Origin of the sequence: Sphingomonas sanxanigenens DSM 19645 = NX02, from assembly GCF_000512205.2 — a bacterium.
Classification (GTDB): domain Bacteria; phylum Pseudomonadota; class Alphaproteobacteria; order Sphingomonadales; family Sphingomonadaceae; genus Sphingomonas_D; species Sphingomonas_D sanxanigenens.
In genome coordinates, this window is sequence record NZ_CP006644.1 from 1,885,814 (window position 1) to 1,906,165 (window position 20,352).

Annotated in this window: 19 protein-coding genes; 12 read left to right on the top strand and 7 right to left on the bottom strand. The window is 64.1% G+C overall.

All coding sequences use genetic code 11. From position 1 onward, the window contains the following. Positions 1-235: 235 nt before the first annotated feature. Entirely contained in the window at positions 236-2,824 is a 2,589-nt protein-coding gene (locus NX02_RS08645) for a cation-translocating P-type ATPase (RefSeq protein WP_025291800.1), read from the top strand. Positions 2,825-2,831: 7 nt separating this feature from the next. Here the strand turns inward: NX02_RS08645 and NX02_RS08650 are convergent, their stop codons facing one another. The 7 genes from NX02_RS08650 to NX02_RS08680 all read right to left on the bottom strand — a co-directional run bounded on the left by NX02_RS08650 (position 2,832) and on the right by NX02_RS08680 (position 7,510). Beyond that, positions 2,832-3,893, bottom strand: coding sequence for an AI-2E family transporter (locus NX02_RS08650; protein WP_025291801.1), 1,062 nt, complete (start codon positions 3,891-3,893; stop codon positions 2,832-2,834). A 10-nt stretch (positions 3,894-3,903) separates the two neighbouring features. Then, positions 3,904-4,242, bottom strand: coding sequence for a TraR/DksA family transcriptional regulator (locus NX02_RS08655; RefSeq protein ID WP_025291802.1), 339 nt, complete (start codon positions 4,240-4,242; stop codon positions 3,904-3,906). After that, positions 4,242-4,490: an HP1242/YdcH family protein gene (locus tag NX02_RS08660; RefSeq protein WP_025291803.1), complete on the bottom strand. Its 249-nt coding sequence runs from the start codon at positions 4,488-4,490 to the stop codon at positions 4,242-4,244. The genes NX02_RS08655 and NX02_RS08660 overlap by 1 nt, the downstream gene beginning before the upstream one ends. Before the next feature lie 15 nt (positions 4,491-4,505). Then, positions 4,506-4,757 (bottom strand): hypothetical protein, encoded by a 252-nt coding sequence (locus NX02_RS08665; RefSeq protein WP_025291804.1) that lies wholly within the window; start codon positions 4,755-4,757, stop codon positions 4,506-4,508. Positions 4,758-4,896: 139 nt separating this feature from the next. Then, positions 4,897-5,544 carry a response regulator transcription factor gene (locus tag NX02_RS08670; protein WP_158013964.1) on the bottom strand — a complete coding sequence of 216 codons (648 nt, stop codon included), beginning with the start codon at positions 5,542-5,544 and terminating at the stop codon, positions 4,897-4,899. Positions 5,545-5,754: 210 nt separating this feature from the next. Beyond that, on the bottom strand, positions 5,755-5,982 hold the full coding sequence (locus NX02_RS08675; protein ID WP_025291806.1) for a DUF1330 domain-containing protein: 228 nt from the start codon (positions 5,980-5,982) through the stop codon (positions 5,755-5,757). 340 nt (positions 5,983-6,322) lie between these two features. Then, positions 6,323-7,510 (bottom strand): phospholipase A, encoded by a 1,188-nt coding sequence (locus tag NX02_RS08680; RefSeq protein ID WP_245648806.1) that lies wholly within the window; start codon positions 7,508-7,510, stop codon positions 6,323-6,325. 961 nt (positions 7,511-8,471) lie between these two features. On the opposite strand from NX02_RS08680, the gene phbB (NX02_RS08685) reads away from it, so the two are divergent. The 11 genes from phbB (NX02_RS08685) (at position 8,472) to NX02_RS08735 (ending at position 20,346) form a co-directional block, all read left to right on the top strand. Next, complete coding sequence (gene phbB / locus NX02_RS08685; protein WP_025291808.1) at positions 8,472-9,194, top strand: acetoacetyl-CoA reductase; 723 nt, start codon at positions 8,472-8,474, stop codon at positions 9,192-9,194. 24 nt (positions 9,195-9,218) lie between these two features. After that, a complete protein-coding gene (locus NX02_RS08690) occupies positions 9,219-10,403 on the top strand; it encodes an acetyl-CoA C-acetyltransferase (RefSeq protein WP_025291809.1) in 1,185 nt (394 codons plus the stop codon). A gap of 80 nt (positions 10,404-10,483) precedes the next feature. Then, positions 10,484-11,341, top strand: coding sequence for an LPS export ABC transporter ATP-binding protein (gene lptB, locus NX02_RS08695; RefSeq protein WP_084439186.1), 858 nt, complete (start codon positions 10,484-10,486; stop codon positions 11,339-11,341). Between the two features lie 141 nt (positions 11,342-11,482). Then, positions 11,483-12,211: an acetoacetyl-CoA reductase gene (gene phbB / locus NX02_RS08700; protein WP_025291811.1), complete on the top strand. Its 729-nt coding sequence runs from the start codon at positions 11,483-11,485 to the stop codon at positions 12,209-12,211. Positions 12,212-12,313: 102 nt separating this feature from the next. After that, the gene (locus tag NX02_RS08705; RefSeq protein ID WP_025291812.1) at positions 12,314-12,742 is read left to right on the top strand and encodes a hypothetical protein; all 429 of its coding nucleotides are present in this window, start codon (positions 12,314-12,316) and stop codon (positions 12,740-12,742) included. Between the two features lie 162 nt (positions 12,743-12,904). Continuing rightward, entirely contained in the window at positions 12,905-14,302 is a 1,398-nt protein-coding gene (locus NX02_RS08710) for an efflux transporter outer membrane subunit (protein ID WP_025291813.1), read from the top strand. Continuing rightward, entirely contained in the window at positions 14,299-15,372 is a 1,074-nt protein-coding gene (locus NX02_RS08715) for an HlyD family secretion protein (protein WP_025291814.1), read from the top strand. Before NX02_RS08710 ends, NX02_RS08715 begins: the two co-directional genes overlap by 4 nt. Beyond that, complete coding sequence (gene rbbA, locus NX02_RS08720; RefSeq protein WP_025291815.1) at positions 15,369-18,140, top strand: ribosome-associated ATPase/putative transporter RbbA; 2,772 nt, start codon at positions 15,369-15,371, stop codon at positions 18,138-18,140. Before NX02_RS08715 ends, rbbA begins: the two co-directional genes overlap by 4 nt. Before the next feature lies 1 nt (position 18,141). Beyond that, a complete protein-coding gene (locus tag NX02_RS08725) occupies positions 18,142-19,266 on the top strand; it encodes an ABC transporter permease (RefSeq protein WP_025291816.1) in 1,125 nt (374 codons plus the stop codon). A gap of 201 nt (positions 19,267-19,467) precedes the next feature. Further along, positions 19,468-20,091: a hypothetical protein gene (locus tag NX02_RS30640; protein ID WP_025291817.1), complete on the top strand. Its 624-nt coding sequence runs from the start codon at positions 19,468-19,470 to the stop codon at positions 20,089-20,091. 21 nt (positions 20,092-20,112) lie between these two features. Next, positions 20,113-20,346 carry a hypothetical protein gene (locus NX02_RS08735; protein ID WP_025291818.1) on the top strand — a complete coding sequence of 78 codons (234 nt, stop codon included), beginning with the start codon at positions 20,113-20,115 and terminating at the stop codon, positions 20,344-20,346. The last annotated feature ends 6 nt before the right edge of the window (positions 20,347-20,352 follow it).

Below are 20,352 nucleotides of genomic sequence, written 5' to 3' on the forward strand. Positions count from 1 at the left end.
TCGTCCAAGGGCAACTCGATGCCACCGTATGACCCGACGAAAATGCAAATATCCATTGGCTGCGGGTAGCACCAAGGCCACGGTGCCAATCTTGGCTGGCACAATAGGACAACAGGAATGACGATCACCGAAATCCGTAAGTACCCGTAATGTGTCGGTAGTCGGCCTACGCCAGAATGGCCCGGAACAGGGAGGCGACGCAGGACGTCGCGCACTTCGAACAGGAAGACGATGGATGCCGACGGCCACCGACCAGCGACCTACCGCGCCATCCCGGTCCGGGCTGACCGCGACGGAGGCCCGGCGACGCTTTGATGCCCAGGGACCGAACGAACTGCCAAGAACAGGGCGACGCACGGTGCCGCATATTCTCGCTGAAGTTGTCCGGGAGCCGATGCTGGCGCTGCTGCTCGCCGGCGGCGTCGCCTATATGCTGCTGGGCGACCTCGGCGAAGCGCTCATCCTCCTCGGCTTCGCGACCTTTTCGATCGGCCTCACGGTGATCCAGGAAAGCCGCACCGAGCATGTTCTCGAAGCGTTGCGCGACCTGTCGGCGCCGCGTGCCCTGGTAATACGCGACGGAACCCGCATCCGCATTGCCGGGCGCGAGGTAGTCGAAGGCGATCTGCTCGTCCTTGAGCAGGGCGACAGGGTCGCCGCCGACGCGATGCTGGTCTCGGCGGACGATCTTCAGGCCGACGAATCGCTGCTTACCGGCGAGTCTGTACCGGTCCGCAAGCAGCCGGCGCTTCAGGGCGAGGAGTTGCTGCAGCGACGGCCGGGCGGGGAGGATCAGCCGCTCGTCTATTCGGGCTCGCTCATCACCCGCGGCTCGGGGCTGGCGCTGGCGATCGCGACCGGTCCGCGCAGCGAGATCGGCAAGATCGGCCAGTCGCTCTCGACGCTCGATGCCGAGCCGCCGCGCCTACGCCGGGAAACCGCCCGGATCGTCCGGCTCTGCGCGATCGGCGGCGGCTTCGTCGCCCTCCTTGTCGTCCTGCTCTTCGGGCTCCTGCGCGGAGGATGGATCGACGCTCTGCTCGCGGGAATCGCGATCGGCATGTCCATGCTGCCGGAGGAGTTCCCGGTGGTCCTCACGATCTTCCTCGCGATGGGGGCATGGCGCATCGCCCAAGCCGGGGTTCTCACGCGCCGGGCGGCCGCCATCGAAACGTTGGGTTCCGCGACCATATTGTGCACCGACAAGACGGGGACCTTGACCGAGAACCGGATGGCGGTGACGGAGCTGTGGCTCGCGTCGGGCGAGATCGGCGCCGTCGATGGCATGACCGTGCTGTCACCTCGCTTTCACGAGTTGCTGGATGCAAGCATCCTCGCAAGCGCGCCGGTGCCGGTCGATCCGATGGAGGTCGCCTTTCACCAGACGGGCGCGGCCATTCCCGAACTGGCCGAGCGCCGTGCCGGGTTAAGTCTGGCCCATAGCTACGGGCTGCGTCCCGAACTGCTGGCGATGACGAATGTCTGGGAAACCTCCGACCCCGAGGCAGCCTGCACGGTGGCGGCCAAGGGCGCGCCGGAGGCGATCGCTGCGCTCTGTCATCTGTCGTCGGCCGAGCGATCTCGTCTGGAGACCGCGGTCGACACCATGGCGCAGCGGGGCATGCGGGTGCTCGGTGTCGCAACGGCATCGACCAGCCCTGGGAGCGCCTTGCCGGAGTCTCAGCAGAACTATGATTTTGCCCTGATCGGTCTGATCGGCCTCGCCGATCCCTTGCGCGCCAGCGTGCCGGCCGCCGTCGCCGAATGCCGCAGCGCCGGGATCAAGGTCGTGATGATCACCGGCGATTATGCGGCGACCGCGCGGACTATCGCGACGCAGGCCGGAATCATGGACGGCGACGTGCTGACCGGGACCGACCTCGCTGCCCTGGACGACGCGGCCCTTGCCGAACGGCTGAAGACGGTGACCGTTTTCGCGCGGATCATGCCCGAACAGAAACTGCGGATCGTGACGGCGTATAAGGCGGAGGGCGAAATCGTCGCGATGACAGGCGACGGGGTCAATGACGCCCCGTCGCTCAAGGCCGCGCATATCGGCATCGCGATGGGCAAGCGCGGCACCGATGTTGCACGGGAAGCCTCGGCGATCGTCCTGCTCGACGATGATTTCGGGTCGATCGTCAAGGCGGTGCGGCTCGGGCGGCGCATCTACGACAATATCCGCAAGGCGATGGCGTTCATCTTCGCCGTCCATGTGCCAATCGCAGGCCTGGCGCTGCTGCCGCTCGCCTCAGGCCTACCCATCCTGTTCGGCCCAATCCATATCGCATTGCTCGAGATGATCATCGATCCTGTCTGCGCGCTCGTCTTCGAGGCCGAGCGCGAGGAGCAGGATCTGATGAACCGTAAGCCGCGTCACCCCGAGGAACGGCTCTTCTCGCTGCGCATGATCGGCTGGAGCGTGTTCCAGGGTGGGTTGGGCTTTGCGCTGCTCGCCACAATATTTCTGGCGTCGAGCTACGCCGGTATGGCGGAAGCTGATGCGCGCGCGCTGACCTTCTTCTCGCTGATCGGCGTGATCCTCGTGCTGATCCTGGTCAATCGATCGTTCGACACATCGCTCCTTCACGCGCTGGTCCGGGGCAATGCGGCCCTGCGCTACGTCCTGGGCGCGGTGGTTGCCGTCGCGGCCGTCGTCATGACTGTTCCCGCGCTGCGGAGCCTGCTCAAATTCGGTCCGCTCCACGGCCCCGACGTCGCGATCACCATGGGGTCAGCAGCGCTGCTCCTGATTCTGCTCGAGGCGAGCAAGATGGTCCAGTTGCGGCGGGCCTCACGCTTTGCACGGCAGGCGCGGACGTGACACGTGTCTATGATGCACCCGGTTCAGGCTGGAGCCGCGAATGTGCGAAGATATCCCATGCAGCGATGAACAAGGCCGCCGCCACCGGACCGATCACGAGCCCGTTGAAGCCGAGTACTTGCAGACCGCCGAGGGTGGAGATCAGCACGACATAATCGGGCATGCGCGCGTCCCGTCCCACCAGGATCGGACGCAGGAGATTGTCCACGAGGCCGATCACGAACAGGCCGCACAGGATCAGAATGACGCCTTCCCAGACCGCGCCGGTCACGAGCAGATAGACGGCGACCGGCGCCCAGACGATGCCTGTCCCGATCGCCGGCAGCAGCGACAGAAACGCCATCAGTACGCCCCAAAGCAAGGCGCTATGGATGCCCAGCGCCCAGAAGACGATCCCGCCGATGGCACCCTGGATGACCGCAACCACGAGGCTGCCCCTGATCGTCGCCCGAATGACGGCGGCGAATTTCGCGAGCAGTGCGGCGCGTTGGTCCGGATCGAGCGGAATGGCCGTTTCAACCCGGGCAGCTACCTGCTTGCCGTCGCGCAACAGAAAGAAAGTCAGGTAGAGCATGACGCCCAGGGCGACGACGAAGCCGAAGGCGCTCTGGCCGATGCTGAATGCTCGCGCCGTCAGGGTCTGGAAGCTGGCGGCGATCCCGGCGGTCAATTTGGTCCGGACGGTCTCGAAATCGCTCAGGCCCAACCCTGACAACAGCGACTTCAGCCATTGCGGCAGATGTGCCTGGAACCGGAGGAAGTAGGCGCCGGGATCAGCCTCGCCGCTTTGCATTCGCGCGTAGACGCCCGCCACCTCCTGAAGCAGGAACGCAGAAAGCAGGATGGCGGGGAGGATCACCATCGCCATGATCACGAGCAGCGTCAGCAGAGCGGCAAGGTTGTTCCGCGTCGGCATCGCACGCAGCAGGCGATCGTTGAGAGGCGCGAAGAGGATCGACGCGATGACGCCCCAGAGAATGGCGCCGAACAGCGGCTGCACGATCCACGCAAAGGCCAGCGACACGGCCAGGATGAGCACAGCAAAGCTCGTGTCCTCGAGGCGGCGCATACGCGGTCCGTCAGGCCCTGTCGTGCGCCGCCGCGCTTGCACATCGGATGCACTGTGCGGCGGCGGGCAGCGCCTCGAGCCGTGTCGGCGCGATCAGCTCCCCGCACATGGTGCACAGGCCATAGGCGCCCGAGTCCAGCCTTGCGAGCGCCCGTCGCGTCAGGGCTATTTCCGTCAGCGCCGACCGCTCGACGGCATCAAGTGCTTCATCGTCTTCGCGGGCGATCGCCTGCTCTTCGAAATCATCATCGAGAGGCTGGCCCTGCTCATCCTCGATGCGGCCGACCTGGGCGCTCAGCTCGGAGAGCTGATCGGTGAGACGCCGGCGTATGAGATCGACATCCGGCATCACACGTCCTGTCTGTCCGCGATCATCTCCGCGACCTCATCGAGCAGGGTCAGGCGCTGCTTTTTCAGGTCTTCGAGCCGATCATCGGAAGCGGCGTCCAGTCCGCCTTCGATCCGAGAGATCTGCTGGGCCAACTCATGGTGGCGATCGGCCAGGAAGCGGTAATGTGCGCTCTCCAGTTTCAGGGCGTGAAGGATTTCCCGCTGCGCGGGAAACAGGGCATGTAGGTCGTGGCCAAGTTCACTCATCTTCTCTCCGATCGATCATTGGACGTGCATAAAGTTGCCGCTCGGGGGCTGCTGCGCCAACGCGTCGAGCGGCGACATCATGCCGCCAGCCGCTCCTGACATGCCGGCGGTGTCATCGCGCGCGCGCCGCACGGCCAGCAACCGATGTTGGTAGCGCCTGACGAAGTCCTGATGAACGTAATGGGCTTCGGGACAGGCCGTGACGCGGGCCAGTGCCCGATGTGAGCAGCAGCGACGCAGCAGGTAGGAAATCTCGGGATTATCCATGACGGGCCTCCTTCGACCAGAGGATGGCGTCACGCGAGGGGGGTGTCGCTACGTGAATTCCCGCAGGAGCTGATCGAAGGTCGCATTTGTAGAGAGAGGCTTCCATGCCGAGCCAGCATCCTGCCGTGGCCCGGTAGGGCTATGCCCCTGGCGCGTGCGAGGGTCGTGCGATCCCGACATCGGGCAGCTTGTCGCGCTGTGCGAGGACGACGTCGATCAATGCGGGAAGGCTCGGCACCGCAAGCTTCCGCATCAGCCGCGCGCGATGGATTTCGACCGTTCTGTGGCTGATTTCCAGCTCTCGCCCGATTTCCTTGTTGGTAAGCCCGTACAGCAGCCAGGCCACAACTTCACGTTCCCGGGCGGTCAGCCGATCGATGTTTCTGGCAATGGTTGTCGGCGTGCGCGGTCTGGGCCTGCTCGTCGCCAATCGGATTGCCGCCAGAAGGCGCTGTTCGGACAGCGGCTTTTCAAGAATATCGACCGCGCCGGCCCGAATGGCGGCGACACCAAACGCGAAGTCGGGCGCCGCTTTCGAGAGCAGAACAGCTTGCAACGACCCGCGCGTGCGAAGGGCAGCGATGGCACCGGGTACATCATCCTGAAGGTTGTCGGCGTCGAGTAGGACGATACCCGGTGCCAACCGCGCCGAAGCCAAAAGAAAGGCGTCAAGGGTGGCAAAGCAACGAGAGGCACCATCGTTCAGCGCCGACTTCACTTCAGGGTACGGGTCGCTGCCAATACAGTAGATTGTGGGAGTTCCCACAGGCGCCGATAGTTTGTTCACCGTCCCGCCTTTCCACTCCAACCCTACGAAAAGGACTGTGGGCATGTCATACGCAATGCTACGGACACTCGCCGGGAAAATACGCATGAGTTCGAGTGAGCAAGGCCCGCTCCTTGCCGCCGATGCATCCGCCGTTGGCGAGAAACGGCGGCTTGTCGGATCATCCGACGATGTCGATCGAGCAGTGCATCGCCTCGCCGCGGAGGGCGATCAGCACCTGATAAGTGGAACTTTCGTACCAACCGGTCGCGGCCGCATGGTCGGCAAAGAGAAAATGGCGCCATGCGTGTACGCGGCACCGTTGCTGAGCCCGAAAAGCGGACCGAGCCCAGGCGCCGCACCACCGTGCGTGGCCACCGTCGCGAGGGCCTTCTGGCCATATTCGGCAAGCTTGTCAGCGTCGATCGGCGTAGAGAGGAAGACGACGATGGCGGTCATGAGAAAACATCCTTGTAAAAGAATAAGCGGTCGATCGGGACTGGAAAAGGCGACGCAGCCGTCATGTGCTCTCCTCATCACGGGAGGTCGGCGCTAGGTGCTGCGGTGCATAATCTCCCACGATGCCCATCCAGGTGTTGGAGATGAAGGCCGGATTGCGCTGATGGAGCGCATGATCGGCAGCGCCGCCAGACTCAGGCTTCAGCACCTGCACGTCATTATAATCGCCACCATTCTGCGCTTGGAGCGGGCTCGGCCCGGCGTTCTGCTCATCGAGGATCCGATGGATGAAATCCCCAGCGGCCTCGAACCGCTATCTCGGTTCCGGCATCGATCACCGTTAACGTACGAGCGCTACACCTATTCTGAACCGGGTCATCCGCCGATCATAATCGAGCAGGTTCTCGCCATAGCCCGTGAAACTCTGCCCGAAGAGATATAAATCCGGGCCGCCCCCCAGCAGGCGCGGCAGTGGATAGGAGAGATCGGCGCTAAGCGCACCCTTGCCGCTCGAAAAGTTGAACCGGGTGGAGGTCGAGAGGCGCAGTCCTTCATCCTTGCCGATCTCGACGAAAAGCCCGGTGATGCCGCGATAGCGGCGGATATCTGGATTGTCTGACTTGTCGCCGACGAAAAGGGACAGGCGCGGCGCAATGGAGAGGCGATAGTCTCCGCCGAGCGGGATCGCGGCCGTCGGCGCGACATAGATGCTGTTGATGCTGCGCGACGCCGAGCCGTCGCGCCCATTCGATTCATGCCGGATACCGCCCTGCGCGCTCAAAGAGATGCCGTTCGACAAAGTGGCGGAAGGGGTAAGATAGAAGAGTTCGGGCTGATAATCGACATTGCGGAACGGCGAAGAGTTGCCGCCCAGATCCCAGAACATCCGCTGGCTATAGGCGAAGTGCAACCCATCGCGCCAGGACCGCGGCAGCCCGTCGACCCGTCTCGATCCGAACAGCTGGTATTTGAAGCTGATCTGGATTCTTGCCTCGCTGTCGGTGCCGGGCCCGTAGACGGCGTAGATCGGCTCATAGGCCGAAAGATGGACGAGAAAGGCATTGCCAGCCGAACGGTCGGCCGGCGGAGGCGCGGCTTTTCGCTCTGGAATGAACGGTGCCTGTGGAGCGGGCACCGCCTGCGCCACTTGCGTCGCGTTCCGCAATGCAACGGTGATCTGCTGCGAACTCCATGCCGGAATGGAAAGCACCGCGCCGTCCGGTACCAGGTCGGCAGGGGCGCGAAAACGATAGCGCGCCCGCATAAATCCGCCAGGCGGCACGGTCAGGCTGGCCGGGATGTTCGCGGCGCGTTCGATCCAGACGGTCCTGACAGACGCTGACGTTCCGATCCGTGCTTCGATGCGGTCGGGCAAGGATAGCGTTTGCGGAACGTTGCCCCCATTGAGCAATCGCAGATCGACCAGAATGGCGCCGTCCGGGTCGCGTTGGCCGGCATCGCCGATCAGGATTTCGATCGGGGAGGCAGCATGGGCAGTCGAGGCGACGAGGATCGATATGCCCGCCATGAGCCAGGAGAGCGGTCGAACTGTCATGCGTGCAGGTACCGACCGCTGCCGCCAGCATTGCGGACCGGATAAAAGAACGACGGTGTATATTCGCACGCGATCCCGGCCTCTAGCCGCGGTTGCCTGCCCGGTGGGAGGGCGAGGTGAAGTGCCCGGTCGGAGAAGATCTGGAAGTGTGCCGCGCATGAAGGCGCCGAAACGAACGGGGCGGCCACCAGGGCTGCGGGATAATCGAATGTCTTTGCAACGCTGGCCGGCGAGCCTGAAGGCGAGATGGCGGTGGATGGGTTCATGTTTTTCATCTCCAATCGGACATGCCCTTCCATGGCTTCGCAACGAGAAATGCGCACTACGCAATCACACGGTCTGGCCCAACATCCTCCTCCCAAACTACCGCCATTATACCATAGAATATCAAGCTATTACTTTGTTCTGATACTACGCATGTCATTTCCGCAGAGTCGTTAACCACATAGAAGCGTAACGCAGGGGAGAGATAAGGCGCAACCCCCGCCATCAGCGGATCTTTGCCTGCCGGACAAAGGATCTGTGCTCCGTCACCCGATTTGTGAGCGATCCTGCCGCTCCAGTCGGGCCCCATTCTCACGCTTTCCAGTAAGGGAGAAGGATCGGCTCGCGCGCCGATCCATATGCATAAGTATAGTTCCCGATGGCGGCGTGGTGCTCCGGCGATGCACACGATCTGCATATCCCGTCGTGATCGGGAATCCAAAACACCGGGGAGAGGCGCCGGATGGGCTTGGCGATGCCCGTTTGGGCGGTGGCTTTCATGTGCTCTGGAGATACCGGATGTTCGACTTCAAAGGCGAGATCGCGATCGGAGCCCCGGATTCCGTCTCCTTCATGGCGGTCGCCTACTATCCCGTCGATGGCGGCTATCTCGCGTAGCGACCACCTCTCCCGCCCACTTTCAACCAGCACCAGCAGCAAGGAAATTTCTATGTCCCGTATAGCGCTCATCACCGGCGGCGTAAGCGGCATCGGCGCCGCGACCGCACGTCTCCTCAAGGCGCACGGCTATACCGTCGTCGCCAATTATTTCGGCAATGAGGCCGAAGCCCAGGCCTTTCATGACGATACGGGCATTCCCGTCTATGATTGGAACGTCGGCGATTTCGCCGCGAGCCAGGCCGGTGTAGCCAAGGTCGTCGCGGAAGTCGGCCCGGTCGATATCCTCGTCAACAACGCCGGCATCACGCGCGACGGCACGCTCCACAAGATGAGCGAGGAGCAGTGGCGCAGCGTGATCGACATCGATCTGGGCGGCTGCTTCAACATGTGCCGCGCAGTGATCGAGGGCATGCGCGAGCGGCGCTTCGGTCGGATCGTCAATGTGAGTTCAGTCAACGCGCTGTCGGGGCAGTTCGGCCAGACCAATTATGCCGCCGCCAAGGCCGGGGTGATCGGCTTCACCAAGGCGCTCGCGCTCGAGAGCGCGGCGCGCAACGTCACCGTCAATGTGATTGCGCCGGGCTATACCGACACGGCGATGGTCGCCGCGGTATCGGCGGAGGCGATGAAAGGCGTTCTGGCCGCTGTTCCCGTCGGGCGCCTCGGCACGCCCGACGAGATCGCGCGCGGCGTCCTGTTCCTGGTCGAGGACGAGGCCGGCTTCGTCTCCGGCGCTACGCTGTCGATCAACGGCGGCAAATACATGGCCTGAAGAGGCTGACGGAAGGAAAAGATCATGACTACGAATGTTGTTCTTTGCGCACCCGTGCGCACCGCCATCGGCAGCTATGGCGGAACCCTCAAGGACATGGCCGCGCCGAAACTCGGGAGTATCGCCATCGCGGAGACATTGAAGCGCGCCGGCGTAACCGGCGATGCGATCGATACCGTCGTTATGGGCCAGGTGGTGCAGGCCGGGGCGAAGATGAACCCGGCGCGGCAGGCGGCGATCGGTGGCGGCATTCCCGAGGCCGTGCCGGCGATGACGGTCAACCGGGTCTGCGGCTCCGGAGCCCAGGCGATCGCCACCGCCGCGCAGGAGATCATGCTGGGCCTGACGAATGCCGCCGTCGCGGGCGGGATGGAGAATATGGACCAGGCGCCCTACCTCATCGAGAAGGGCCGCTGGGGCTACCGGATGGGAGACGGCAAGCTGTTCGACAGCATGCTCCATGACGGTCTCAACGATGCGTTCGTCGACCAGCATTCGGGCTGGGTGACCGAGGACCTCGTCACGAAATTCCAGATCTCGCGCGAGGCCCAGGACGCTTGGGCAGTGCGCTCGCAGCAACGGTTCAGTACGGCACAGGCGGCCGGCAAGTTCGACAGCGAGATCGTGGCGGTCGAAATTCCAGGACGAAAGGGGCCGACCATCTTTTCCCGGGACGAGCAGAACCGGCCGGATGCCACGCTCGAAAGCCTCGCCTACCTCAAACCGGCCTTCCGTCCGGAAGGCACCATCACGGCGGGCAACGCCCCCGGCCTCAATACGGGCGCTGCGGCGATGATCGTCGCGAGCGAGGGCTGGGCGCACCAGCATGGTGTCCCTCCCCTGGGGCGTCTGGTCGCGTTCGGCGTGGGCGCAGTGGAGCCAGGCCTGTTCGGGCTGGGTCCGGTGCCGGCCGTGCGCCAGGCGCTCACCCGCGCGGGTTGGTCGGTATCGGACCTCGAACGGGTCGAAATCAACGAGGCGTTCGCCGCGATCGCCATCGCCGTCATCCGCGAACTCGGGTTGCCGGAGGACATCGTCAATGTCGAAGGCGGGGCGATCGCCCATGGCCATCCGATCGGCGCGACCGGCGCGGCGCTGACCACGCGGCTGCTTCATTCGATGCGGCGGGATGGGCTCAGGCGAGGGCTCGTCACGCTTTGCATCGGTGGCGGACAGGGCGTGGCCCTTGCCCTTGAGGCCGTCTCCTGAGCGAAGAGACCTGGGGCGGCGATCGATCTTGGATCGACGCCGCTCTGGCCCGATTGCGACCGACAAGGGGCCGCGCGCTCATGCTCAACGAGAATTTTTCGAAAGACCCATTCTCACAAGGGAACCGGGAAGCCGCCGACGGCGGCACGTCTGTTCACAAGGATGGCGATCAGGTGCCCGGTCGACCGGGCCAATTGCCGAGTTCCGCCCTTGTGACCGAAGGACTCTCGGTTCTCGGGATCGAAAAATCGTTCGGCGCCCGAAAGGTTCTCCACGGCGTCTCGCTCAACGTTAAACCGGGGGAGATCGTGGGGCTGCTTGGTCCCAACGGCGCCGGAAAGACCATCTGCTTCTATGCGATCATGGGTCTGACGAGCGTCGATGCCGGCATGATCCTGCTTGGCGGAGCGGATGTGACGGCGCTGCCGATGGACAGGCGCGCGGCACAAGGCCTGGGCTATCTTCCGCAGGAGCCGTCGATCTTTCGGGGAATGACGGTGGCGGAGAATATCACCGCGGTGCTCGAGTGCCGCGCGCACGATCCCGTGGTGATCGCCGCGCGCCTCGATGAACTGCTCGCCGAGTTCGGTATTGCCCATGTCCGCGATACGCCGGCTCCGGCTTTGTCAGGCGGGGAACGCCGCCGCACCGAGATTGCTCGGGCGATGGCCGCAAAGCCGGCCGTCATGTTGCTGGACGAGCCCTTTACCGGCATCGACCCCTTGTCGATCATCGATATCAAGCTGATGGTGCGCGACCTCAAGGAGCATGGCGTCGGCATCCTTATAACCGACCATAATGTCCACGAAATGCTCGAACTGATTGATCGGGCCTATGTCATCCATGAGGGGAGGGTGCTGTTCGAGGGTGCGCCCGACTCCATGCTCCACAATCCCGCCGTGCGCAGACTTTACCTTGGCGAGGCCTATGAACAGTGATCCTTCATGGGTCTTGGCTTGATCCAGGGATCGCCCGGGGGGCGGCAATAGTACTGCTAAGTATAGCTACGCATTGTCCGGGGGAGGAGCTTTGAAGGAAACGGCGCGGCGTACCTTCAGCCGAAACGGAACCTAACGATCATGACGCATATCGCACTCGTAACCGGTGGCACGCGCGGGATCGGCGCGGCCATTGCCAGATCCCTGAAATCGGAAGGCTATGAGGTAGCGGCCGTCTACTATGGAGACGATGCTGCGGCTGCCCGGTTCGGGCAGGACACTGGCATAGCGGTGTTCAAGTGGGACGTTGCGGACGAGGATGCCTGCCGGAACGGCGTGGCCCAGGTCGAGGAGCGGCTTGGGCCGGTGTCCATCCTCGTCAACAATGCGGGCATCACCCGCGACGGGGTCTTCCACAAGATGAACTGGGACAGTTGGCGCGCCGTGCTGGCGACCAATCTCGATTCGATGTTCACCATGACCCGCGCGATCATCGAGGGGATGCGCGAGCGCCGTTTCGGCCGGATCATCAACATCTCGTCGATCAACGGCCAGAAGGGCCAGGTGGGGCAGGTCAATTATTCCGCGGCGAAAGCGGGCGTGATCGGCTTCACCAAGGCTCTGGCCCAGGAAAATGCCGCCCGCGGCATCACCGTCAACGCCGTCTGTCCCGGCTATGTCGACACGGACATGGTTGCGGCGGTTCGGGAGGAGGTGCGCGCCGGGATCATCGCCGGCATTCCGGTCGGCCGTCTCGGCGATCCCGACGAGATCGCGCAAGCGGTCTCCTATCTCGCCTCGCCAAAGGCGGCCTTCTGCACGGGCTCGGTGCTCACCATCAACGGCGGGCAATATATCGCCAACGGCTGAGCCGCATCTGCCGTCACGCATACGGATAATCCCTCATATCGCAGCGCAGCATCGCGACCGAAACTGCTTTTGCCCCACCTGGATTTTAAAAGGACCTGACCCATGACCTATCCCCTCGATCAGATCACCGCGCTTGCCAGGGCCAATGGCGAGCTCGTCCTCAAATTCGCCGAGATCGCCCGGACCGGGGGCGAGGACTATGCGCAGATCGGCAGCAAGGCGACGACACTGTTCGTCGATCAGTTGAAAGAGTTGAAGCCAGGAACCGTTCCTGCCTTCCGGAGCGACGGCTTCACGAGCCTGCTTGGCGAGATGGAAAAGAGCCGGGAGGCCTCGATGAGCAAGATCAAGGCGGCCGTCGAGGCATGGCAGGGGAGCTGGAAAGACCTGCTCTCGCAGGCGACCGGTCCGCAGGAACTGACCGATAGCTTCCGGACGTGGTTCCAGCCTTCGGCACCGGTGGCCAAGCCCGAGAAAGCAAACGTGCCGCCGCCGGCGCCCGCGCCTGCAAAAGCGTCCGCGACAGCCTGAGGGCCGCAACTCACGGCGAACACGGCTCCCGCCCGGCCTTCTGGGCGGGAGCCGTCTATCTGAACTCCACCAGGAACATTGCGCGGCGATATGGCCATTCCAGAGATCACAAGGACCCGATACCGGTCGCCAGCCATAAGCGCGGCCTGTCTCACTGCGTCTATGCTACTGGCCGGCTGCTCGTTCGCGCCGGCGCATGTCCGCCCTCCGCAGCCGGTTCCACAAACCTATGCGGCATCGGCACCCGGGTCGCCGTCCATCGCCCGCATCGGCTGGCATGATTTCTTCCGCGAGGAGCAGCTTCGCGCGCTGATCGCCGCAGCGCTCGAGAACAACCGCGATATCCGGATTGCCTCGGGGCGCATCGCGGAAGCGCGGGCGGCGTGGCGGATCCAGGGATCGGCGCTCTACCCCCAGCTCGACGCCGTTGCCACTGGAACCCGGGCACGCACCCCCGCGGATCTGTCGATGACGGGCCAGGCAGTTACAGGCAACCAGATCTACGGCCAACTCAGCGCCGGTTGGGAGATCGACTTCTGGGGCCGGCTGCGCAATCTCAACGAGGCGGCGCGGGCGCAATATCTGGCGACGGAGGAAGCGCGGCGCGCGATCGCGACCGATCTCATCGCCCAGATCGCCAACGGTTATCTGCTCGAGCGCGAATATGAGGAGCGCGCCGTATTGGCGGTCCGCACGATCGCCACGCGCGAGGAATCGCTGCGGATCATGCGGCGGCGCTACGAAGTGGGCTCGGGCTCGAAACTGGAGATGACCCAGGCGCAAACCCTGCTGGCACAAGCGCAGACGGCGCTGCAGGCGCTCGATCAGGACCGTGACGTCAATCGCAATGCCCTCGCACTGCTGGTCGGGCGTCCGGTCGATATGCGGCCGGGGCCGCTCGGCCTCGCCGAAGTTGCGCCGGAGGTCGTACTTCCTCCGGGCTTGCCGTCGGAGCTTCTCGCCAACCGGCCCGATATCGTGGCGGCGGAATATTCGCTGCGCGCCGCCAATGCGAATATCGGCGCCGCCCGCGCCGCCTTCTTTCCGAACATCAATCTGACCGGGACCTTCGGGACCGCAAGCAGCGAACTGGACGGCCTGTTCAAGAATGGCAGCCTTTCCTGGAACTTCTCTCCGACGATCAGCCTGCCGTTGTTCAACGCAGGCCGGCTGGCGGCCAACCTCGATGTGACGAAGGCCCGGCAGGTGATCGCCGTTGCCGACTACGAAAAGACGGTGCAGGCGGCGTTTCGCGATGTCTCGGACGCGCTGGTCCGGCGCCGGCAACTCGGCCTCCAGATCGAAACGACGCGCGTCATGCTCGCTGCGCTTCAGGAACGCGCGCGGCTCGCCCAATTGCGCTTCGATAACGGGCGCTCGGCCTATCTTGAAGTCCTCGACGCGCAGCGGGACCTGTTCGACACCGAGCAGACGCTCGTCCAGCTCCGGCGCGCCGAGCTTGCGAGCGCCGTTGCACTCTATGCGGCGCTGGGTGGGGGCTTCCTGCAAAATCCAGCCTTCGACATCAACGCAGCCGAAACCGGGAATCCAGCACAATGACGACGCCTTGGAAGACGTGGATTATCAGGGGCGCCATCGCCGCGGCGGTTGGCGTGGCGGCCTTCATCCTGTGGCTGGCGCTCAAGCCGAGCGACCTGCCCGACGGTATCGTCGGCGGCAACGGCCGGATCGAGGCGATCGAGATCGATGTCTCGGCCAAGACTCCCGGGCGCATCCGCGACATCGTCGCCGACGAGGGCGACTTCGTGAAGGCGGGACAGATCGTCGCCCACATGGACACCGATGTCCTCAACGCCCAGCGCTCGGAGGCGCAGGCCCAGCTTGCCCAGGCCATCAACGCGATTCTGGTCGCCCAAAGCCAGGTGTCGCAGCGCCAGAGCGAGCGCGCCGCCGCGCTCGCCGCCGTGCGGCAGCGCGAGGCCGAACTCAATGCCGCGCGCAAGCGGTTCGCTCGCTCGGAGACGCTGGCGCGCGAGGGCGCGACCGCCGCGCAGGAGCGCGACGACGATCAGGCGCAAGTCGAAGGAGCGACCGCGGCGGTCGAGGCGGCGCGCGCGCAAATGGCGTCGGTCGATGCGGCCATCGGCACCGCGCGCAGCCAGGTGATCGGCGCGCGCTCGAACGTCGACGCGGCGCGCGCGACGATCGAGCGGATCGAGGCCGATATTCGCGACAGCGCCCTGCGCGCGCCGGCTGGGGGAAGGGTCCAGTATCGCGTGGCCCAGCCGGGCGAGGTCGTCGCCGGCGGCGGGAGGGTGCTCAACCTCGTCAATCTCGGCGACGTCTACATGACCTTCTTCCTGCCTGAGACGGTAGCGGGACGCGTGGCGCTGGGGAGCGACGTGCGGATCGTGCTGGATGCCGCGCCCGACTTCGTGATCCCCGCCAAAGTCTCGTTCGTCGCCGATGTCGCCCAGTTCACGCCCAAGACGGTGGAGACGACAAGCGAGCGGCAGAAGCTGATGTTTCGGGTGAAGGCGCGGATCGATCCCGCCTTGCTCGATCGCCACATCTCCCAGGTCAAGACCGGGCTTCCCGGCATGGCCTATGTCCGCATCGACCGCAGCACCCAGTGGCCGGCGAAGCTGACCGTAAACGTGCCGCGATGATCACGCCCGGCATGCCGGAAAGCGCCGTGCCGGCGATGGCAGCCCGTCTTTCGGGCGTAAGCCTGGATTATGGCAAGACGCGGGCGCTCGATGGCATCGAGCTCGAGATTCCCGCCGGCAGGATGGTGGCGCTGATCGGCCCCGATGGGGTGGGCAAGTCCACCCTGTTCTCGCTGATCGCCGGCGCGCGCGCGATCCAGCAGGGCAACATCGAGGTGCTCGGCGGCGACATGGCGGATAGGACGCATCGCGAAGCGGTTTGCCCTCGCATCGCCTATATGCCGCAGGGTCTGGGCAAGAACCTCTATCCGACTTTGTCCGTTGACGAGAATCTGGAATTTTTCGCGCGCCTGTTCGGGCAGGATGCACAGGAACGCGAGCGGCGGATCACAGAGCTTACGGAGAGCACCGGCCTTGCGCCGTTTCGCAAACGTCCTGCCGGCAAGCTTTCGGGCGGAATGAAACAAAAGCTGGGGCTATGCTGTGCCCTCATCCACGACCCCGATTTCCTGCTGCTCGATGAGCCGACCACGGGCGTCGATCCGCTGTCACGCGCGCAGTTCTGGGACCTGATCGACCGCATCCGGGGCGACCGGCCGCATATGAGCGTGCTGGTCGCCACCGCCTATATGGAGGAGGCCGCGCGGTTCGACTGGCTGGTGGCGATGGATGCCGGGCAAATCCTCGCCATCGGCACGCCCACGGACTTCTATCGACGCACCGGCACGGACCAGCTGGAACAGGCGTTCATCGCTCTGCTGCCCGAGGAACGGCGGCGCGGTCACAAGCCGGTGACGATCCCGCCGCGCAGCGACGGGGGCGAGGCCGAGATCGCCATCGAGGCCAGTGGACTCACCATGCGCTTTGGCGATTTTACCGCTGTCGATCATGTCGATTTCCGGATCGAACGCGGCGAGATCTTCGGTTTCCTGGGGTCGAACGGCTGCGGCAAGTCGACGACGATGAAGATGCTGACCGGCCTGCTCAAGGCGAGCGAGGGCGAGGCCTGGCTGTTCGGGAGCAAGGTCGAGAATGACGACATGGCGACGCGCCAGCGGGTCGGTTACATGTCGCAGGCCTTCTCGCTCTATTCCGAACTCACCGTCAGGCAGAATCTCGAGCTGCATGCGCAGCTCTTCCACGTGCCCACCGCCCAGATCCCCGCGCGGATCGAAGAGATGGCCGAGCGGTTCGGCCTGGCCGATATCATGAACGCGCTGCCCGACGCCCTCCCGCTCGGACAGCGGCAGCGCCTCAGTCTGGCGGTGGCGATGATCCATAAGCCCGAGATGTTGATCCTCGACGAACCGACCTCAGGCGTGGATCCGATCGCGCGCGACCAGTTCTGGCAGATGATGATCGACCTGTCGCGGGGCGACAAGGTGACGATCTTCATATCCACGCATTTCATGAACGAGGCCGAGCGTTGCGACCGGATTTCGCTGATGCACGCCGGCAAGGTGCTCGTCAGCGACACGCCGGCGGCGATCGTCGCAAAGCGCGGCAGCAAGAATCTCGAGGACGCGTTCATCAGCCATCTGGAAGACGCGGCCGGCAGGGACGAAAGGGTAGGGACGCGAACGGCGGCGCCAGTGCCGGCCGCCGGGAGCATGGCTCAGTCCGGTTCGTCCTTTACCCGCACCTTCAGCCGCCGGCGCATGATGAGCTATTCCCGGCGCGAGGCGCTGGAGTTGCGCCGCGATCCGATCCGCGCCACGCTCGCCCTGTTGGGAAGCGTATTGCTCATGTTCATCATGGGCTATGGGATCAGCATGGACGTGGAGGATCTGCCCTTTGCGGTCCTCGACCGCGACGGCACGACCACCAGCCAGAACTATGCGCTCAACCTCGCCGGGTCGCGCTATTTCGTCGAACGTCCGCCGATCACCGACTATGCGCAGCTCGACCGGCGCATGCGCGACGGGGAGCTCAGCGTCGCGATCGAGCTCCCACCCAACTTCGCGCGCGATCTGAGACGCGGCACGCCGGTGCAGATCGGCGTGTGGATCGACGGCGCCATGCCGCAGCGTGCCGAGACCGTGCAGGGCTATATCCAGGCGATGCACGCCCAATGGCTGGGAGAAATGGCGACGCAGGAATTGGGGGCGAAGCCCTCGGGCGGTCTCATCAACATCGAGATGCGCTATCGCTACAATCCCGACGTCAAGAGCCTGGTCGCGATCGCTCCGGCGGTCATCCCGATCCTGCTGCTGCTGTTTCCGGCGATGCTGACGGCACTCAGCGTCGTGCGCGAGAAGGAGCTCGGCTCGATCATCAACTTCTATGTCACGCCGATCACGCGGATCGAGTTCCTGCTGGGCAAGCAGTTGCCCTATGTCGCGCTTGCCATGCTCAACTATGTCCTGCTGGTGCTCCTGGCGTTGCTCGTCTTTCGCGTGCCGATCACCGGCAACCTGCTGGCGATGACGGTGGCGGCCTTGTTCTACACTATGTCCGCGACCGCGATCGGGCTGCTCTTCTCGATCTTCATGCGCAGCCAGATCGCCGCGTTGTTCGCGACCGCGATCGGCACCATCCTCCCGGCGGTTCAATTTTCCGGGTTGATCAACCCGGTATCCTCGCTTGAGGGCGTCGGTGCATTTGTCGGCACGATCTTTCCGACCACCTATTTCGTCACCATCTGCCGGGGCGTCTTCTCGAAGGGGCTGGGCTTTGGCGATCTCGGCCAGCCGCTGCTGGCATTGGCCGTAGCTGTGCCGGTGCTGCTCGCGCTGTCCGTCGCGCTCCTCAAGAAGCAGGAGGCCTAGAATGCGGCACACGGCCAATATCCTCCGCCTCGGGATCAAGGAACTGCGCAGCCTGTGGCGCGATCCGATGATGCTGGTGCTGATCGCCTATGCCTTTTCGCTCGGCATCTACGTGGCGGCTTCCGCCATGCCAGAGACCTTGCACAAGGCGCCGATCGCGATCGTCGACGAGGACCAGTCGCCGCTGTCGAACCGGATCACCGGGGCCTTTTATCCCCCGCACTTCACCAAGCCTGCATTGATTCCTCTGGGCGAGGTCGATCCGGCCATGGATGCCGGACGCTACACCTTCGCGCTCGACCTGCCGCCCGATTTCCAGCGCGACGTGCTCGCCGGCCGCCAGCCGACCGTTCAGCTCAACATCGATGCCACGCGGATGAGCCAGGCCTTCACCGGCGGCGGCTACATCCAGCAGATCGTCCAGGGCGAGGTCTCGGAGTTCATGCGGGGTACGCGGGCGACAGCACCACCGCCCGTCGACCTGGCCCTGCGCGCCCGTTTCAACCCGACGCTGGCGCAGAGTTGGTTCGGGTCGGTAATGGAGATCATCAACAACGTCACCATGCTCTCGATCGTACTGACCGGCGCCGCGCTGATCCGGGAGCGCGAGCATGGCACGATCGAGCATCTGCTGGTGATGCCGGTCACGCCGTTCGAAATCATGGCGAGCAAGGTCTGGGCGATGGGGCTCGTCGTGCTTGTCGCCTGCGCCTTCGCGCTTCTTTTCGTGATCGAAGGGATATTGAAGGTTCCCATCGAGGGATCGATCCCGCTCTTTCTCCTCGGGGCTGGGCTTCACCTGTTCGCGACCACGTCGATGGGCATCTTCATGGGTACGATCGCGCGGTCCATGCCGCAGTTCGGGCTGCTGCTGATGCTCGTGCTACTGCCGCTCCAGATGCTCTCGGGCGGCACGACACCGCGCGAGAGCATGCCCGAGATCGTGCAGACCGTGATGCTCGCCGCGCCCACCACCCACTTCGTCAAGATGGCGCAATCGATCCTCTATCGCGGCGCCGGGCTCGACGTGGTCTGGCCGCAATTCCTGGCGATCATTGCGATCGGCGCGGTGTTCTTCCTGATCGCGCTTTCGCGGTTCCGCAAGACGATCGGAACGATGGCATAAGCGGGCATAGGATGGCCGGCTCAGTAACACTACCAATATGCCCGTCGACGCGGCTGCGCGAAACATTTCTCATCACATAGGAGGAATTGCCATGCACGCCCTGGACAGAATTCGTCAGTCGATCGATGTCATTTTCCTGTATGGATTGACGGCAGGTCTGATGATGGCGATCGCCGCCATCATCATGGCGAAGCTTCCTGAATGAAAAGGAAGCCGCGTCTTCAATGTATCGCACCGCTTGTCCTGAGTGCCTTGCTTGGGCTTTCGGCGTGCACCGCCGCCCAGGCGGCACCCGCCGCCGCCAGAGCGACCGTCCCGGCGGGCTTCCGCCTCGATCCCGACGGAACGCTGGTGCATGAGGGAAGCGGTACACGCTTTCCACATATACTCGCCGGATTCACGCGCGTGGCGGAGCAAGGATATGATCCCAGCGGCCAGTATGTTTCCGTCGAATATCACTCGCCAGTGCATGGCGCGGCGATCGTCGCGCGCATCTCGCTTGTTCACATCGAGCAAATGTCGGCGAAGGAGCATTATACGATCATGAAAGGGCAAGTGCGCGGCTATTTCGATGAAAGTACGCCGCTGACCGAGGGGCAGGTCGTTCTTCCAGACGTACCAGAGGATTCCGTGTGGCGCGGGCGCTTCCGTGGCGTCCGCGAAGGCGTCCGCTTTGAATTCAGCCTCACGACGGTCGATCTCGGCTATTGGGGCGCCCGTGTCGCGACAGCCTATCCCGAGGCCGATCATGTAGAAGCCGAACAGCGGCTGGACGCATTGATCGGTCGATTGCGGGCGTTGGCGCCGTCTGTGAAGCCGGAATAGGGACGGTCTCATCCAAGGCCGTTGCCGCTCGTCACCTGGCTCCTCGGGGCCGCCGAATTCGCGGACGAACTCTCCCGCCAGGCGGGTAAGACGGTCATATTTCGCAACCTGAGCGAGGCCGACGACAAAGCGGCGCTGGTTGGCACGGGCCTGTCCGAGGCGGTGGCGGCAATGCTTGCCCAGTCGGATGCCGCGGCCGGACAGGGCGCAACGACGCCATTGAAGGATGCGATTGCCGCGGCACTGGCTTGTTGAACGCCG

Excerpts from the sequence above, each read along its gene's own strand:
- NX02_RS08710 (WP_025291813.1), top strand. The coding sequence starts at position 12,905 with ATGCTACTGGCCGGCTGCTCGTTCGCGCCGGCGCATGTCCGCCCTCCG.
- lptB (WP_084439186.1), top strand. The coding sequence starts at position 10,484 with ATGCTCAACGAGAATTTTTCGAAAGACCCATTCTCACAAGGGAACCGG.
- NX02_RS08675 (WP_025291806.1), bottom strand. The coding sequence starts at position 5,982 with ATGACCGCCATCGTCGTCTTCCTCTCTACGCCGATCGACGCTGACAAG.
- phbB (WP_025291811.1), top strand. The coding sequence starts at position 11,483 with ATGACGCATATCGCACTCGTAACCGGTGGCACGCGCGGGATCGGCGCG.
- NX02_RS08725 (WP_025291816.1), top strand. The coding sequence starts at position 18,142 with ATGCGGCACACGGCCAATATCCTCCGCCTCGGGATCAAGGAACTGCGC.
- NX02_RS08655 (WP_025291802.1), bottom strand. The coding sequence starts at position 4,242 with ATGCCGGATGTCGATCTCATACGCCGGCGTCTCACCGATCAGCTCTCC.
- NX02_RS08665 (WP_025291804.1), bottom strand. The coding sequence starts at position 4,757 with ATGGATAATCCCGAGATTTCCTACCTGCTGCGTCGCTGCTGCTCACAT.
- NX02_RS08645 (WP_025291800.1), top strand. The coding sequence starts at position 236 with ATGCCGACGGCCACCGACCAGCGACCTACCGCGCCATCCCGGTCCGGG.
- NX02_RS08650 (WP_025291801.1), bottom strand. The coding sequence starts at position 3,893 with ATGCGCCGCCTCGAGGACACGAGCTTTGCTGTGCTCATCCTGGCCGTG.
- NX02_RS30640 (WP_025291817.1), top strand. The coding sequence starts at position 19,468 with ATGAAAAGGAAGCCGCGTCTTCAATGTATCGCACCGCTTGTCCTGAGT.
- NX02_RS08660 (WP_025291803.1), bottom strand. The coding sequence starts at position 4,490 with ATGAGTGAACTTGGCCACGACCTACATGCCCTGTTTCCCGCGCAGCGG.
- NX02_RS08680 (WP_245648806.1), bottom strand. The coding sequence starts at position 7,510 with ATGGCGGGCATATCGATCCTCGTCGCCTCGACTGCCCATGCTGCCTCC.
- NX02_RS08705 (WP_025291812.1), top strand. The coding sequence starts at position 12,314 with ATGACCTATCCCCTCGATCAGATCACCGCGCTTGCCAGGGCCAATGGC.
- rbbA (WP_025291815.1), top strand. The coding sequence starts at position 15,369 with ATGATCACGCCCGGCATGCCGGAAAGCGCCGTGCCGGCGATGGCAGCC.
- NX02_RS08690 (WP_025291809.1), top strand. The coding sequence starts at position 9,219 with ATGACTACGAATGTTGTTCTTTGCGCACCCGTGCGCACCGCCATCGGC.
- phbB (WP_025291808.1), top strand. The coding sequence starts at position 8,472 with ATGTCCCGTATAGCGCTCATCACCGGCGGCGTAAGCGGCATCGGCGCC.
- NX02_RS08715 (WP_025291814.1), top strand. The coding sequence starts at position 14,299 with ATGACGACGCCTTGGAAGACGTGGATTATCAGGGGCGCCATCGCCGCG.